13 protein-coding genes are annotated in these 15,629 nt (G+C 73.9%); 3 read left to right on the top strand and 10 right to left on the bottom strand.

What is annotated here, in order from left to right; all coding sequences use genetic code 11:
* Positions 1-206: 206 nt before the first annotated feature.
* The gene (locus tag ACWGN5_RS35455) at positions 207-1,034 is read right to left on the bottom strand and encodes a sulfurtransferase (RefSeq protein ID WP_453522526.1); all 828 of its coding nucleotides are present in this window, start codon (positions 1,032-1,034) and stop codon (positions 207-209) included.
* Positions 1,035-1,194: 160 nt separating this feature from the next.
* On the opposite strand from ACWGN5_RS35455, the gene ACWGN5_RS35460 reads away from it, so the two are divergent.
* Complete coding sequence (locus tag ACWGN5_RS35460) at positions 1,195-1,968, top strand: VOC family protein (protein WP_453522527.1); 774 nt, start codon at positions 1,195-1,197, stop codon at positions 1,966-1,968.
* A gap of 10 nt (positions 1,969-1,978) precedes the next feature.
* Here ACWGN5_RS35460 and ACWGN5_RS35465 read toward each other — a convergent pair whose 3' ends face one another.
* The 5 genes from ACWGN5_RS35465 to ACWGN5_RS35485 all read right to left on the bottom strand — a co-directional run bounded on the left by ACWGN5_RS35465 (position 1,979) and on the right by ACWGN5_RS35485 (position 8,560).
* Positions 1,979-3,346 (bottom strand): polysialyltransferase family glycosyltransferase, encoded by a 1,368-nt coding sequence (locus tag ACWGN5_RS35465; protein ID WP_453522528.1) that lies wholly within the window; start codon positions 3,344-3,346, stop codon positions 1,979-1,981.
* A 3-nt stretch (positions 3,347-3,349) separates the two neighbouring features.
* A complete protein-coding gene (locus tag ACWGN5_RS35470) occupies positions 3,350-4,315 on the bottom strand; it encodes a glycosyltransferase family 2 protein (RefSeq protein ID WP_453522529.1) in 966 nt (321 codons plus the stop codon).
* Positions 4,316-4,444: 129 nt separating this feature from the next.
* Positions 4,445-7,012 carry a YfhO family protein gene (locus ACWGN5_RS35475; RefSeq protein WP_453522530.1) on the bottom strand — a complete coding sequence of 856 codons (2,568 nt, stop codon included), beginning with the start codon at positions 7,010-7,012 and terminating at the stop codon, positions 4,445-4,447.
* Between the two features lie 154 nt (positions 7,013-7,166).
* The gene (locus tag ACWGN5_RS35480) at positions 7,167-7,784 is read right to left on the bottom strand and encodes an isochorismatase family protein (RefSeq protein ID WP_453522531.1); all 618 of its coding nucleotides are present in this window, start codon (positions 7,782-7,784) and stop codon (positions 7,167-7,169) included.
* A gap of 41 nt (positions 7,785-7,825) precedes the next feature.
* The gene (locus tag ACWGN5_RS35485) at positions 7,826-8,560 is read right to left on the bottom strand and encodes an MBL fold metallo-hydrolase (protein WP_453522532.1); all 735 of its coding nucleotides are present in this window, start codon (positions 8,558-8,560) and stop codon (positions 7,826-7,828) included.
* Between the two features lie 157 nt (positions 8,561-8,717).
* Between ACWGN5_RS35485 and ACWGN5_RS35490 the strand changes: the two genes are divergently transcribed.
* Positions 8,718-9,392 carry a TetR/AcrR family transcriptional regulator gene (locus ACWGN5_RS35490; protein WP_453522533.1) on the top strand — a complete coding sequence of 225 codons (675 nt, stop codon included), beginning with the start codon at positions 8,718-8,720 and terminating at the stop codon, positions 9,390-9,392.
* Positions 9,393-9,523: 131 nt separating this feature from the next.
* Here the strand turns inward: ACWGN5_RS35490 and ACWGN5_RS35495 are convergent, their stop codons facing one another.
* The 4 genes from ACWGN5_RS35495 to ACWGN5_RS35510 are packed head-to-tail and all read right to left on the bottom strand — an operon-like array spanning position 9,524 to position 15,005.
* Positions 9,524-10,174 (bottom strand): thymidine kinase, encoded by a 651-nt coding sequence (locus ACWGN5_RS35495; protein WP_453522534.1) that lies wholly within the window; start codon positions 10,172-10,174, stop codon positions 9,524-9,526.
* Between the two features lie 51 nt (positions 10,175-10,225).
* Positions 10,226-11,431, bottom strand: coding sequence for an alkaline phosphatase family protein (locus tag ACWGN5_RS35500; RefSeq protein ID WP_453522535.1), 1,206 nt, complete (start codon positions 11,429-11,431; stop codon positions 10,226-10,228).
* Positions 11,431-12,027 carry a DUF5998 family protein gene (locus tag ACWGN5_RS35505; RefSeq protein ID WP_086831561.1) on the bottom strand — a complete coding sequence of 199 codons (597 nt, stop codon included), beginning with the start codon at positions 12,025-12,027 and terminating at the stop codon, positions 11,431-11,433. The genes ACWGN5_RS35500 and ACWGN5_RS35505 overlap by 1 nt, the downstream gene beginning before the upstream one ends.
* Positions 12,028-12,068: 41 nt before the next feature.
* The gene (locus tag ACWGN5_RS35510) at positions 12,069-15,005 is read right to left on the bottom strand and encodes a bifunctional acetate--CoA ligase family protein/GNAT family N-acetyltransferase (protein ID WP_453522536.1); all 2,937 of its coding nucleotides are present in this window, start codon (positions 15,003-15,005) and stop codon (positions 12,069-12,071) included.
* A gap of 208 nt (positions 15,006-15,213) precedes the next feature.
* Between ACWGN5_RS35510 and ACWGN5_RS35515 the strand changes: the two genes are divergently transcribed.
* On the top strand, positions 15,214-15,495 hold the full coding sequence (locus ACWGN5_RS35515) for an HPr family phosphocarrier protein (protein ID WP_015036698.1): 282 nt from the start codon (positions 15,214-15,216) through the stop codon (positions 15,493-15,495).
* Positions 15,496-15,629: the final 134 nt, after the last annotated feature.

Raw genomic sequence — 15,629 nt, forward strand, 5'->3', positions numbered from 1 at the left:
TATATCGTTCTCGCCCCCCGCCGCAATACCCCGGACGGCCGTCTTTCCGTGGGCGGCCCCGCGCCGGTCGACGGCGCGGGCCCTCACTCGTGAGCGGGCGGCTGCCGAGGGCGCGGGGCCTCCTTCGTAGGCGGGCGGCTGCCTTTGCCGTCGGCCGCCGCCCCTCGTTCCGTACGCCGTCGGCGCCGGCCCTCGTTCCGTACGGGCTACCGCGGGTCCGGGCCCGTGGCGACCGGGCGCGTGGGGTTCGAGGACCACTCCGACCAGGATCCGGCGTAGAGGGCCGCGGGGATCCCCGCGACCTCCAGGGCAAGAACCTCGTGGGCGCCCGAGACGCCCGAGCCGCAGTAGACGGCGACCGGGGTCCCCTCGGCCGCGCCGAGCGCCGTGAACCGGTCCCGCAGGACGTCGGCGGCCAGGAAGAGGCCCTCGGCGTCGACGTTCTCGGTCGTCGGGGCCGAGACCGCGCCCGGGATGTGCCCGCCGACCCGGTCGATCGGCTCCACGTCGCCCCGGTAGCGCTCCGCCGCCCGCGCGTCCAGGAGCAGCCCCGTGTCGGCCCACGCCGCCGCCGCGTCGGCGTCGAGGAGTCCGAGGGCGCCCGGCTCCGGCCGGAAGTCGCCCGGGTCCGGCGTGGGGACCTTCTCGGTCAGCTCACCCGTCCAGGCCGCGAGGCCCCCGTCCAGGACCCGCACGTCCGGGTGGCCCGCCCAGCGGAGCAGCCACCAGGCGCGGGCGGCGCCCCAGCCGAGACCGCCGTCGTAGACGACGACCGGCCGGTCCGCCGAGACACCCGCGCGGCGCATGACGGCCCCGAAGGCCTCCGGGTCGGGCAGCGGGTGCCGGCCGCCGCTCCCGGGCGGCCCCGCGAGTTCCGCGTCCAGGTCGACGTAGACGGCGCCGGGCAGGTGGCCGGCCTCGTACGCGGGCCGTCCGGGCGGGCCGCCGAGCGTCCAGCGGACGTCAAGGAGGACCGGCGGCCGGGCCCCGGCCGACTCGCTCAGCAGTTCGCTTGCGGAGATGATGGGCTTCATGGGAGCCATCCTCGCGCAGCCGCACGGCCGCGGGGGGACGGATCCTGCGACCTCTGACCGGATCGCGCCACGTTCGGTGCGTCCGGGGCGCGGCGCGCGCCCGTCGGTGTCACCATCGGACGGTGCACGGCCACGACGATGGTCCGAGGAGAGAGTGACGATGACCGAGGCGACTCCCCGATCCCCCGGCACACCCTGCTGGGTGAGCCTGATGGTGCACGGGATTGACGCCACGCAGGAGTTCTACAACGCGCTCTTCGACTGGGAGTTCGTCCCCGGTCCGCAGCAGCTCGGCCCGTACGTGCGCGCGCTGCTCGGCGGCAAGGAGGTGGCGGGCATCGGCCAGCTGCCGCCCGACCGGAACCTGCGCATCGCCTGGACCCCGTATCTGGCCGCCGAGGACGCCGACGAGACCGCCGAGAACATCCGCTGCTGCGGCGGCACCGTGGCCGTCGGCCCGCTGGACGCGGGCGAGGCGGGCCGCATGGCCATCTGCTCCGACCCGGCCGGCGCGGTCTTCGGGGTCTGGCAGGCGGAGGCGCACCACGGCACGGTGATCGCGGGGCCCCCGGGGACTCCGGTGTGGAACGAGCTCCTGACGTACGAGACGTCCTCGATCGGCAAGTTCTACCGGACGGTCTTCGGCTACGAGGTCGAGCCGATCGTCTCCGCCGACCACGACTACGCGACGCTGCACGTGGCCGGGGCCCCGGTGGCCTCGCTGCACGGCGTCGGCAACGCGCTGCCCCGGGACCGGGGCCCGCACTGGATGACGTACTTCGAGGTCACCGACACGGACGCGGCCGCGCGGCTCGTCGTGGAGCTCGGCGGCCAGGTGCTGCGCCCGCCGCGCGAGGGCACGGCCGGCCGGCTCGCCCTGGTGGCGGACCCGGAGGGCGCGGTCTTCACCCTGGTCAGGTCCGCCGACCACTGATCCCCTCCGCTCAGCCCCGGCGGCTCCGGGCCAGGCCGCGGCGCAGCAGGGACGCGCCCGTGCGCCGCGGGGCGGGCCCGCCGCCCGGCAGGCCGAGCTCGGTCAGCCGCTCGGCGGTGAAGTGGAGCACCGTGCCGGGGTCGGCGAGGTGCTCCGCCAGGAAGGCGGCGGCCTCCTCCCGGAGTCCCGGGTGGACCTTGTGCCGCATGCAGTAGCCGACGGCCCGGACCAGCGGCGTGAGCGAGGCCGGGGCGACGCCGGGGACGGCGGGCTCCTCGCCGCCCTCCAGGTCCGCGACGAGGTGGTGGACGACGGTGAGCGGGATCCGGTTGCTGTTCTCGAAGGGGGTGAGCCGTTCGAGGACCTCGGCCGTGCCCACGCGCGCGATGGGGACGTCGTAGTAGACGGCGGCGGTGAGCATCGCCGTGGAGAAGCAGCCGACGACGAGCCCGGGCCGGCAGCGCTCGTAGAAGGTCTCGGCGAGCAGCGGCCCGTCCAGGACCGTGAGCCGCACGCCGCTGCGCGCGGCCTCCTCGTCCAGGGCCTGGGAGTAGCGGGCGGGCGCGGTCGGATGCGGCTTGAAGACGATCGAGCGGTGTCCGGCCGCGGCCGCCCCGCGGAGCATCCGCACGTGCAGCTCCTCTTCCTCCTCGGCGGTGAGGAGGGAGAGGGCGGCGAGGTACTGGCCGAGCAGCAGGGCCGTCGGCTCGGCGGCGGCCGCCCGGGCGATCTCCGGGTCGTCGGCAGCCTCCTCGGCGATCTCGGCGAGGACGGCGCGGAAGGCGTCGTCGGGGACGAGTTCGGGCTCGACCCCGTACTCGCTCAGGAGGAGGGGGCGCAGCCCCGGCACGAGGTCGAGGTGGAGGACCCGGCGGACGCGGCAGGCGATCGACTGCGCGAGCTCGGAGCGGGTCGGGCCGTAGCTCATCAGGCCGTCGGCGTACACGTGCAGGGTGCTCTCGGGGAAGGTCCCGGCGAGCGCCTTGGCCGGGTTGACCTGGATGGACTCGACGATCAGCTCGACCGGTCCGGTGCCGAGGTCCCAGGCGGTGCGCAGCACGCGCTGCCAGAGCGGGGCCTCCTCGGGGCGGGGCGCCCAGGTGGCGGGGTGGTACGGGTGGATCGTCTCGTTCCAGTCGAGGGTGCCGTCGAAGCGGGCGGCGATCCGCTCGTACCCGGTCATGGTCTCCAGGCGCAGCGCGGTCTCCGGGATCTCGGCGTGGTGCGAGAGCAGCAGGAGCCTGCGGGCGGAGTCGCGGGGGCCGAACTGTCCGGCGTCGAGCGCGGCGGCGAGGGTGGCCGCGCCGTACAGGGTGGACACCTGGAAGATCTGGACCGGCAGGTCGGGGGCGGGCGCCTTCTCGGGGGCGGGGGCCATGGGTCAGGCGGTCCTTCCGGTGTCGCGCAGGCTCCGGAGGAGGGTGCTGCGCGGGGTGTCCATGGTGGCGAGGGTCTCGTCGAGGACCGCCTGCGGCATGCGGTGCAGGGCGTCGCGGACGTCGGCGCGGAGCCGCGTGGCGACGGCGGGGTCGTACGTGGCCACCTTGCCCATGTGGAAGGCGATCATCGCGCAGTAGGTGCGGACCGCCTTCGGGAGGAAGCGGTCGGCCTCCGCGTCCCGGGAGACGTCTTCGAGCAGGAGGTCGTACGAGGGGATGAAGTCCAGCTGCCGGTTGTCGGTGATCTGGGTGAGCGAGGTGGTGACGCCCCGCCGGTAGAAGACGCCGTGCAGGGAAAGCGCCGCGAAGGTGCGCGCCTTGAGGTGGAGCCGCCAGATCCAGAGGCGGTCCTCGGCGGTTCTGAGAGACGTCTCGAAGCGGGATTCGCCGTTCTCGAAAAGACGTCCGCTGTAAATGCCGAAGGGGACGAAGGGATAGTCGACCATCGTGACCATGCTGGCCGGCGAGATTCCGTCCCTGGGGTCCATCACGGTGTCGCGGCGCTTGGCCGGGGCATAGCGGATCTGCCGCTTCCGGCCTTCCGAAAGGACGTGGTCGGTCCGGGCGAAATCGCAGTCCAGGCGGGAGATTCCGGCCACGGCGGCGCTCAGGTGGCCGGGCGCGTACCAGTCGTCGCCGTCGAGAAAGGTGAGGTAGTCGCCGGTCGCCGCGTCGATCCCGGTGTTGCGGGCCTGGGCGACGCCCTTGTTCGTCTCGTGCCGGATGACGGTGGCGTTCGGCAGGCGGTCCCGCCAGCGGTCGAGGATCTCCGGGGTGTCGTCCGTCGAGCAGTCGTCGATCAGGAGGAACTCGAATTCCGGATCCGCGTTGTTCACGAGACTGCGCAAGGTGTCGGGCGCGTAGGCCCCGACATTGTGGAACGGTACGACGACGGACAGTTTCGGCACTCGGGATCCCCACGCTGAATCGAACAATTTAACGCCGTTACGGCGGGCACAGTAACGACCGACTTTTCCGGGTGAACGATCCGTGCGTGCACTCCGGGTGAACTCTTGTCGTCCCCGGCGCGAACCCCGTCACCGGCGGGCCCGCCGGCGGTGCAGGAACGCCGTCGTCGCGAGCGCGAGGAGCGCCGCCGCGCCGACCGCGCCGCCGAGCCGGAGCCCCGGCGGCCGGAAGGAGCAGCTGACCGTGCTCGCCTTTCCGTCGAGGGGGACGGCGACGAGGCCCTCGTACGCGCGCGGGGTTCGGGCCTCCGCGTCGCCGGCGGCGCAGCGCCAGCCGGAGATGCGCGGCGCGGCGAGAACCGCGACGCCCTTGCTGCCCGGCGGCAGTTCGGCGGTGATGCTGTGTCCGCCGGCACGCACGCGCGTGGCGCCGGTGGCGGTGAGCTGCCGTACGGCGGAGTCGAGCCGGGCACGGACCAGGCAGCCGATCGGCTCCCGGGGCAGCCGCACCTTGCCCCCGGGCCCGAGGTCGATCCGTACCGCGCCGGAGTCCGGGACGGTGCCGAGGGCCTGCATGGGGGCGCGCACGGCGGGCGGCCTGCCGTCGAAGCCCACGGGCCGCTCCCCCGCGAGGGCCGCCGTGCCCTTGTACTCGGGCGCCCAGAACCAGACCTGGGAGCCCGCGGGGCAGCGGGCGGTGAGGGTGCGTCCGGTACGGCTCGGGGCGGGCAGCTCGTAGACGTCGGCGCCGAGGAGGCGCTCCTGCCGGGCGAAGGCCGAGTCCCCGGGGTGCGTGGCGGGCCGCCCCGACGGACGGACGGTGACCAGCGGCGGTACGGGGGTGGTGGTGGCAGTGACCGCGGCGCGGGGCGGGGCGTCCTGCCGTACCGGCTCCGTGGGCCGCGAGCGCAGTCGGGTGCCGATGGAGAAGAGGGCGTCCGCGACGGGGTTGTCGAGGCTGACCGGGTGCCGGCCCTTGGCGTAGTGGCCGAAGCCGAGCGAGGCCAGGGTGCGGGAGGTCACGTCCGCGGTGAGGCTGCTGTAGTAGTCGGCGCCCTGCCCGCCGACGAGCAGCACGTCGTTGCCTCCGGGGACCTCGCCGGGGTCCGTGCGGTGGCGGGGCCAGTCGTCGGCGCGGGCCACCTCGGCGGCGGCGGTGGCGTGCCAGGGGCCGATCCGGGGCGACCAGGCGACCTTGTCGCGCTGCTGCTCCTCGATCCGCTTCCCGTTGACGGCCGCCTCGCCCGCCTGCCCGGCGACGAGCAGGACGACGGCCAGGACGGGGAGTACGCGCGCGGCGGGCCGGCGGCCGCGGGCCTGGTCGGGGCGTACGCGCGCGTGGCTCCGGCGGTCGCCGACGAGGGCGAGGAGGGCGGCGGCGAGCGCCAGGAGCGCGGCCGCGCCGAAGGCGGGGAAGGTCCACCGGTCGATGTCGACACTCCCCCGGGCCGCCCACGCGAGGACTCCGAGGAGCACCACGCCCGCGAGGAGCGCGGCCGGCCGGGGCACGCCCCGGGCGGCGGAGAACCAGGCGGCGATCAGCAGCAGGCCGCACAGGACGAAGGTCTGACGGTACGGAATGCCGTTGGGCGAGGCGCCCGCGTGCCACAGGAGATGGGTGGGTTCCCACTGGAGGGAGAGCGTCACCAGGACGATCGCGGCCGTCCAGCCGGCCCGGACGCGCGGGGCGACGGCCCGGTTGAAGGGCAGGGTCAGGGCGAGCGCGAGGGCGGGGGTGCCGATGAAGAGGGCGGGGCTGGCGCCGCTCGCGGTGGCGGGCAGGAACCGGGCGAGGACGTCCGTCCAGGGCGCCGGCGCGAAGGTGGTCTCCGGGGTGGGGTCGGCGACCTTCGTGGCGAGGAAGACGACCACGACGAGCGGCGCGGCGAGCCCGATGCCGATGAGGACGCCCCGGGCGGCCCGGAGCGCCCCGGCGAGGCGCTGCCGTGCGGTGGCCGTCTCCTCGGCGGTGAGGAGGCGGACGACGAGGACGACGGCCGCGCCGAGGGTCGCCATGTACGCGGTGTAGAAGTTGGCGATCCAGGCGAGGGCGACGACGAGGGGGCCGAGGACGGGACGGCGGCCGGTGCGGGCCCACTCGCCGACCAGGCAGAGAAGCGGGAAGGCGACGAGCCCGTCGAGCCACATCGGGACGGTGGCGCCGTTGTTGAGCGTCCAGCCGGAGAGGGCGTACGCGGTGCCGAGGACGGCGGCGACCGGCCACGGGCCGGGGCGCAGCCGCAGGAGCAGCAGGGCCATCGCGGCCGCCGCCGCGCTGATCTTGGCGGCGGTGACGACGTACAGGGCGAGTTCGACGCGGTCCGCCGGGAAGAACACGACGAGCAGGTCGAAGGGGCTGCTGAGATAGGTGCCGATGTCGCCGAGGAAGTTGGAGCCGAAGCCGGAGTTCCAGTTGAGGAAGGCGTCGCCGTGCGTCTCGCCGCGCAGGAAGGCCCGCCAGTAGGTGTGGAACGGCAGGTACTGCTGGCCGAGGTCGACGATGTTCCTGGTCACCGGGCCGAAGGGGTACGTACGGGAGAGCCGGGTGGCGAGGCAGAGCAGCACGGCGGTGAGCAGGGCGGCGGCGGCCGGGGCCCGCAGACCCGCGAACCGCCGCCGCGCGTCGCCGCCGAGCTCGTCGCGTACGGTCCGGTGCTCGGAGTCCTCGGCGTACACGGCCTCGGCGGGGGGTGGCACACATCCTCCAGGGGGCGCACGGCACTTCAGACGCCCGGAGGGGTCGTCACGGGCCGACCGCCATTACCGCCGAGGCGGGCGACCCGCAACCGATCAGCAGGCGCTCTTCAGGCACACCCCCGGTGAACTCCGGGTGCCACGCGCCGCGGAGGCGTCAGCCGGCGGACGCGGGGGCGACGAGCTCGTCGACCGTGCGGGCCACCGTGCCGAACAGGTCCCGGACCGTCGTCAGGCCGGCGGCCTGGAGGGCTGCCGAGGACTGGACGGTGCCGTCCGGCGCCTCCAGGGGGCGGGTGGCGGTGGCCTCGGCGACCACGGTGGGGCGGTAGCCGAGGTTGAAGGCGCCCTGGGCGGTGAAGAGGACGCACATGTGCGTCATGAAGCCGGCGATGACGAGGTCGCCGCTGACGCCGAGGTTCTTGAGGGTCTCCTCCAGGTCGGTGGCGTGGAAGGCGTTGGGGAACTGCTTGACGACGACCTTCTCGCCCTCGATCGGGGCGACTTCGTCGCTGATAGAGCCGATCTCGGCCCGGATGTCGTACGGGGTGCCCTCCCCGCCGTCGTTGACGATGTGGACGACCGGAGCGCCGGCGGCGCGGGCGGCGGCGAGCAGCCTGGCCCCGGCGGCCAGGGCCTCCTCGGCTCCGTCGAGGCGCATGACGCCGGTGCGGTAGGTGTTCTGGAAGTCGACCAGGATGAGGGCGGACTCGCTCAGTCGCGGCAGCTCCTGGGGCAGGCCGATCACATCGCGGAGGGTGGTGGAGGCGGTCATGACGGTTCCTTTCGCGGAGGGTTGAGAAATGGGACGGGGTGTCAGGAGAGGCTCTGCGGGGCGTTGTCGAGGATCGCGGGCGTGCGGGCGGCGCCGGCGAAGAGGACGGCCGTGTCGATGGGGCCGATCTCCTTCCTGACCCGGTCACCGACCTCCTTGGCGACCTTGACCGAGGCGTTGTCCCCGGAGACGTAGGTGGTGGGGACGCCGTCGCCGCTGAGGACGAAGCCGGTGACCTCGCCGTCGGCGCCGCGGTCGACGCCGTCGGGGCCGTGGAGGGCGGGGACGGCGGTCACCTCGACCGTGCCCGCGGCGGTCTTCACCTGCCGGGACTCCCAGCTCCGCAGGCCGGTGACGTGGTCGCCGAGCCGCTTGCGGGCGCCGGGCGTGGAGAGGACGACGGGGGCGTCCTTGAGGAAGGCGCGGCCCGTGTCGTCGAGGTTGTCGTCGTGCTGGTCGTGCGAGAGCAGGACGGCGTCGATCCGGCCGATCCCGTCGATGCCGAGCGCCGGGGCCTGCGTCTTCTCCAGGCCGCTCTTGTACTTCTTCGGCCCGTCGAAGGTCGGGTCGAGCAGCAGGCGCACGCCGCCGATCTCCAGGATCGTGGTGGGCCCGCCGATGTGCGTGGCGGTGAACGTCCTGGTGGGGGCGGTGGTGTCCGCGTCCGTGCCGCCGCCGCAGCCGGCGAGGAGGGCCACGCCGGTGGTGGCCGCGACGGCGCCCGGGGTGACGCGTCGTCGGAGGAACGTCGAACGGTTCGTGGTCGAACGGTTCATGGGGAACACCAGCTCTCGCGTTGCGAACGACAGGAGGGCTCGGAGGCGCGCCACCCCCCGGGCATGTTCAACACGCTAACACAATTCGTAAGCGGCGATAACGTCGTCGAAGCCGGTCTCCCAGGTCAGCACTGTTAACGCTGTTATCGTGGGAGCCATGTCGACGGCACGAGAGCGCATCCTGGAAGCCACCGGGGAACTGCTCGCCACCAAGGACGCGCTGGCGATCTCGACGCGCGCCATCTGCGACCGGGCGAAGGTCGGCGCCCCGGAGATCTACCGTCAGTTCGGCGACAAGCAGGGGCTGCTCACAGCGGTGGCCGACATCGGCTTCGAGCGCTTCCTCGCCGAGAAGCGGCGGAACCCGCTCACCGAGGACCCGGTGGCGGACCTGCGCACGGCCTGGGACAGCCATGTCGCGTTCGCGCTGCGCAACCCGCACCTCTACCGGCTGATGTTCACGCCGACGGGAGACGCCAAGCCGCAGGCCATCAAGGAGGCGCAGGCGATCCTGCTGAAGGCCGTGGAGCGCTGCCGCGGCGCCGGGCGGCTGCGGATGGCCCCGGAGTTGGCCGGGCAGTCGATCCTCTCCGCCAACGTGGGCGTGTGCATGATGGCGCTGTCGTTCCCCGAACTGTTCGGGGACGCCGCCATCTCGTACGCGGTGCGCGACGCGGTCATCGGGAAGGTCACCGGCGACGAGCGCGAGGACAGCCGGATCGGCACCGCGACCGTCCTCGCCCAGGCCCTGCTGGGCACCCTGACAGGAGCGGCGCCGGTGAGCGCGGCGGCGCTGGACGGCCTGACGGACGCGCCGAGGCCACCGGCCTGAGACCTGCCGTCAGGCGTGGCCGACGGTCAGGCGTTCGCCCATGATCAGGCGTGGCGACCGTCAGGCGTTGCCCACGGTCGGGCGTTTTGCCGACGGTCAGGCGTTGCCCACGGTCGGGCGTGTGCCGACCGTCAGGCGTTGCCGACCGGAAGGACGTCCGGGGAGAGGGCGCCCGCGCGGGCCGTGGCCGAGGTCATGCGGCGGCGGTGATGACGGCGGCAGAGGACCTCGTAGCCGATCTCCTCGGCCGGACGGTTCACGTCCCCGACGACGACCTGCTCCCCCTCGACGACCATCTCGCCGCCCACCGTACGGGCGTTGTGCGTGGCGCGGGCGCCGCACCAGCACAGGGCCTCGACCTGGAGCTGCTCGATCCGGTCCGCGAGCTCGATCAGCCGCTGCGAGCCCGGGAAGAGCTTCGTACGGAAGTCGGTCGTGATGCCGAAGGCGAAGACGTCGAGGCCGAGGTCGTCGACGATGCGGGCGAGCTGGTCGATCTGCTCCGGGGCGAGGAACTGGGCCTCGTCCACGATCACGTAGTCGGCCTTGCCGCCCTGGGAGAGCTGGGTGACCAGGTACGCGTACAGGTCCAAGTCGCGCGGCGCCTCGACCGCCTCCGTCACCAGGCCGAGCCGGGAGGACAGCTTGCCCTCGCCCGCTCGGTCGTCACGGGTGAAGATCACGCCCTGCAGCCCCCGCGCGTCGCGGTTGTGGGCGATCTGGAGCGCCAGGGTGCTCTTCCCGCAATCCATGGTTCCGGAGAAGAAGACCAGCTCGGGCATGACGGGACGGGGACCTTTCAGGTCGTGGGGGGTACGGGGGCGGTATCGGGTTCAGGAACGGATTTCGAGCAGCGGGACGAGCTGCTCCGCCGGGGTCATGGACCCGTGCATGCCGACCATCGCGGACTCGTTGGGCTCGTTGACGGAGGCGGTGATCGCCACGTCGTCGTGGGCCGCCGCGACGACGTCGCCGATCCGGCCGTACACCCGCTCGTCGACCTGGTCGCCGAACCAGCCGAGGGCGATGGCCTCGTCGCGGCTCGCCACCCAGAACTGCTCGCCGACGACCTCGCGCCAGCAGGTGAGGACGTCCGCCTCGGCGCCGGGCACGGCGTAGACGTGGCGGGCCCGGCCCTCGCCGCCGAGGAGGGCGACGCCCGCGCGCAGTTCCCAGTCCTCGTCGAAGTCGATGCGGTGCTGCTCGTCGAAGGGGATGTCGACCATGCCGTGGTCGGCCGTGACGTACAGGGCCGAGCGCGGCGGCAGCTGCTCGGCGAGCCGCTGCACGAGCCGGTCGACGAACATCAGCTGGCCGCGCCAGGCGTCGGAGTCGATGCCGAAGCGGTGACCCGCGCCGTCGAGCTCGCTGTAGTACGTGTAGACCAGCGAGCGGTCGCCCGCGGCGAGCTGCTCGGCGGCGAGGTCCATGCGTTCCTCGCCGGAGAGCCGCCCGTGAAACGTTCCGCCACTGAGCGCGACCTTGGTGAGCGGCGTCTGCTCGAAGATCGGGGAGGACACCTGGGCGGTGTGGATCCCGGCCTCGTGCGCGAGCTGGAAGACGGTCGGGTACGGCTGCCAGACCTTCGGCGCGGTCCACGGCTTCCAGCGCAGCTGGTTCATCAGCTCGCCGGTCTCCGGGTTGCGCACGGTGTAGCCGGGCAGTCCGTGCGTCCCGGGGTGGCGGCCGGTGCCGACCGAGGCGAGCGAGGTCGCGGTGGTGGCGGGGAAGCCGGCGGTGACCGGGCGGCCCGTGCCGCCGCGCGAGGTGCCGAGGAGCGAGCTCAGGTACGGGGCCTCGTCCGGGTGGGCCTTGATCTGCTCCCAGCCGAGCCCGTCGATCAGGAAGACGCAGTTCCGGTCGGCCGGGGCGAGCTCCGCGATCCGCGCGTCGAAGCCGGGCACGCCCTGGCCCGCCACGAGCGTCGGCAGCAGGTCGCCGAGGGAGCCGGAGGCGTACTCGGGCACGGGCGCGGTCTCCGGGGCGAGCGGGACCGGGTCGTCGGGCCAGCCGTGGGTCACGGCGGTGGGCTGCACCATCAGCGGGTGGGCGCGGCGGTCGCCGCGATGGCTTCGGACAGGGCCTGGGCGAACGCGAGGGTCTGCCGGACGGTGTCCGGGCCGTCTCCGGCGTCGCTCACCCGCAGGCTGAGGTCGTCGGCGGTGGCGTTGCCCGTGTAGCCGTGGTCGGCGTCGCAGTTGGGGTCGCCGCAGGCGGCGGGCTCCAGGTCGATGCGGGAGACGGCGCCCCAGCCGATGGTGAGGACCACCTCGCGGGGCAGCGTGCCGGGCGTGTACGACTCGGGGTTGGCGACCACGCGGCTGACGACGACGGACGAGATCCGGTCGAGCTTCACGGACTCGGTGGAGGTCGTGGCGTACGGGGTCGGGGAGCTCGTGTCGGCGGCCTGCTCGTCGGTGTGGCTGACGATGAAGCGGTGCGGCGTCAGGACGAGGACGGTGACGTGGCGCCGGACCTCGTTCGCGTCGAAGGTGGTCTCCTGGTGGACCACGTACGACGAAACGGCCTCGCCGCCGACGGCGGCCTCCACCGCCTCGGCCACGAGGGCCGGGTAGTAGCCGCTGCGCTCGATCGCCGCGCGCAGCCCCTGGGTCGTCGTCCCGCTCTTTGCCATGGACTCCATCCTACGGGGCCGAGGGGCCCCCTCCGGCCCCGTCAGTAACGTGGCAGGCTCCGCGGCCCGAGGTCGGTGCGGGGCGGGGGCGGGGCCAGGCGGACGGTCGCGCCGAGGACGGAGAGGCCGCGGGGTGCCACGACCACCGGCTCCAGGGAGACCGCGACCACCTCGGGGTGGTCGTCGACGAGCCGCGAGACCCGCAGCAGCAGCTCCTCCAGGGCCGGGGTGTCGACCGGGGCCGAGCCGCGCCAGCCGAAGAGCAGCGGGGCGGTGCGGAGGGAGCGGACGAGTTCGGCGGCGTCCCGGTCGGTGGCCGGGACCAGCCGGTGGGCCGTGTCGCCGAGCAGTTCGGAGGCGGCGCCCGAGAGGCCGAAGGAGAGGACGGCGCCGACGGCCGGGTCGATCGCGGAGCGGACGACGGTGTCGACGCCCCGGGGCACCATCGCCTGGACGACCGGCTGGAGCTCCTCCGGCTTGCCGAGGACCTCGGTCAGCTCGGCGTACGCCGTGCGGAGCTGCTCCTCGCCGGCGAGGTCGAGCCGGACGCCGCCCAGGTCCGGGCGGTGGCGGAGGTGGGGCGCGGTCGTCTTGAGCGCGACGGGGTAGCCGAGCCGGCCGGCGGCCGCGACGGCGGCGTCGGGCGTGGGCGCGGGGAGGGTCGGCAGGACGGTGATGCCGTACCGGGCGAGCAGTGCCCCCGCCTCCTCGGTGTCGAGGGTCACACCACGGGCGTCCACGCCGTCGGCGCCGAGGACGCCCTCGATGAGCGCGGCGGCGCCGGGCTCGTCGATGTCCTCGTACTCGGGCACCCGCCCGGGCTCGGCGGCCTGCCGCCGCCACTGCCCGTACCGCACGGCCTCGGCGAGGGCGCGCACGGCCCGCTCGGCGGCGGGGTAGGCGGGGATGGTGGCCTGCTGGGCGGGGGTGGTGGGTTCCTGTACGGGAGCGGCGTCTTGTACGGGGGTGGCCCCCTGGACTTCCTGGACTTCCTGTACGGGCGTGCCGGCCGCGCGGGTCAGGGGCGAGGTGACGGCTCCGCGCCCCGGTGCCGTCGGCCGGGTGCTCGTCGCCACCGCGAGGGCCTCCGCGAGTCCGCCCATCTCCACGTGGACGACGACGACCGGCTTCGTCGGAGCGGGGGCGGAGGCGACGGCCTCGCGGAGGGCGGCCGCGAGCACCTCGCCGTCGCCGAACTCGGTGGCCCCGTCCTCCCCGACCCAGGGGATCGCGGTGACGACGACCGCGTCGGAGGTGTCGTCCGCGAGCGCCGCCGCGAGCGCGTCCCGGAAGTCCGCCGGGACGGCCGCCGTCGTCAGGTCGAGCGGCCGCAGCGGGCGCAGCCCCTCGGTCAGGCAGGCGTCGTACGTGAGGAGGCCGAGCGACTCGGAGTTGCCGAGGATCGCGACCCGGGGCCCGGCGGGCAGCGGCTGGGCGGCCAGGAGCAGTCCGGCGTCGACGAGTTCGGTGACGGTGTCGACGCGGATCACCCCGGCCTGGCGGAGCAGCGCGGAGACCGTGGCGTGCGGGATGCGGGTGACCGGCACCCGGTGGCCGGGCGGGGCGCTGCCGCTGTGCCGGGCGCCCTTGACGACCACGACCGGTTTGACGGCGGCGGTGCGGCGGGCGAGCCGGGTGAACTTCCTGGGGTTGCCGATCGACTCCAGGTAGAGGAGGACGACGTCGGTGCCGGGGTCGTCGTACCAGTGCTGGAGGAAGTCGTTGCCGGAGACGTCGGCGCGGTTGCCGGCCGAGATGAAGGAGGAGAGTCCGGCGCCCCGCCGGTGCAGTCCGGCGAGGAGGGCGATCCCGATGGCGCCGGACTGGGTGAAGAGCCCGATCCGCCCCGCGGCCGGCATCTGCGGCGCGAGGGAGGCGTTGAGCCGGACGTCGTCGGCGGTGTTGATGATCCCGAAGGCGTTGGGGCCGATGATCCGCATGCCGTACGAGCGGGCCTGCCGTACGAGCTCGCGCTGGCGCTCGCGGCCGGCGGCCCCGCTCTCGGCGTATCCGGCGGAGAGCACGACGAGGCCGCGCACCCCGTGCTCGCCGCAGTCCGCGACGGCCTCGGGCACCCGTTCGGCGGGGACGGCGACGACGGCCAGGTCCACGGGTTCGCCGATGGCGCCGACGGAGGGGTGGGCGGGGACGCCGTCGAGCTCCGTCTCCTCGGTGAGCGCGGCGTTCACCGCGTACACCCGTCCCGTGAATCCGGCGCCGAGGAGGTTGCGGAGGACGGTCCGGCCGACGCCGCCCGGTGCGCGTCCGGCGCCGACGACGGCGACGGACCCGGGGGTGAGGAGGCGCTGCACGGAGCGGGCCTCGGCGCGCTGTTCCCGGGCGCGCTGGACGGCGAGGGAGCGGTCGGTCGGTTCGAGGTCGAGGTGGAGCCGGACGGAGCCGTCCTCGAAGCTGCGCTTCTGGGTGTAGCCCGCGTCGGTGAAGACCTTGATCATCTTGGTGTTGGCGGGGAGCACCTCGGCGGCGAAGCGCCGGATGTCCCGCTCGCGCGCGACCGCCGCGATGTGTTCGAGGAGGGCGGAGGCGACGCCCCGGCCCTGGTGCGCGTCCTGGACGAGGAAGGCGACCTCGGCCTCGTCGGCGGGGGCCGAGGCAGGAAGTCCCTGGGCGTTGATGCGGTCGTAGCGGACGGTGGCGATGAACTCGCCGCCCACGGTCGCCGCGAGCCCGACCCGGTCCACGAAGTCGTGGTGGGTGAAGCGGTGGACGTCCTTGGCGGACAGGCGCGGGTAGGGCGCGAAGAAGCGGTAGTACTTCGACTCGTCCGAGACCTGCTCGTAGAAGCTGACGAGCCGGTCGGCGTCGTCGGCGGTGATGGGCCTGATGCGCGCGGTGCCGCCGTCGCGGAGCACCACGTCCGCCTCCCAGTGGTCGGGGTAGGCGTGCTCCGCTGGGGCCGGCCGCGCCGGTGGTGCCGGTGGTTCCGCCGCTTCCGACTGCTCCGACGCGCTCTGCATGGGGTCAGCCTACGACCGCGACACGACTGTGGCACCGATCGTGGGGCGGGCACGCGGGGTGCAAGGTGTTGCAAGCTGGGGAGGGCCGACGGTCGGTCCGGTGCGGGGCGAAGGTCGGCCCGCTTCCGGGCCGGAGGTCGGCGTGAGCACCGCGCAACCCGTGAGAGACTGGTCTAGACAACCCGCTTGAGACTTGAAGGGCAACACCATGGCTGAGCGCCGCGTCAACGTCGGCTGGGCCGAGGGCCTGCACGCCCGCCCCGCGTCCATCTTCGTCCGTGCCGCCACGGCTTCCGGCGTGCCGGTGACGATCGCCAAGTCCGACGGCACCCCCGTGAACGCCGCCTCCATGCTCGCGGTGCTCGGTCTGGGCGCGCAGGGCGGCGAGGAGATCGTTCTCGCTTCGGAGGCCGACGGCGCCGAGGCCGCGCTCGACCGCCTGGCGAAGCTGGTCGCCGAGGGCCTGGACGAGCTCCCCGAGACCGTCTGATCCCGTCCCGTTCCCCGAATGGCCGTGGGGGGCGGGGTTTAGGCGGGGCCCGCCCGTAGCCGTGACCCCCCCCCAATTAAGGGGCGCGCACAAAAAGCGGGCGCCAGGCAATTACAGTGTGTTATAAAAAAAAA

It is taken from the genome of Streptomyces sp. NPDC055815 (assembly GCF_053616475.1).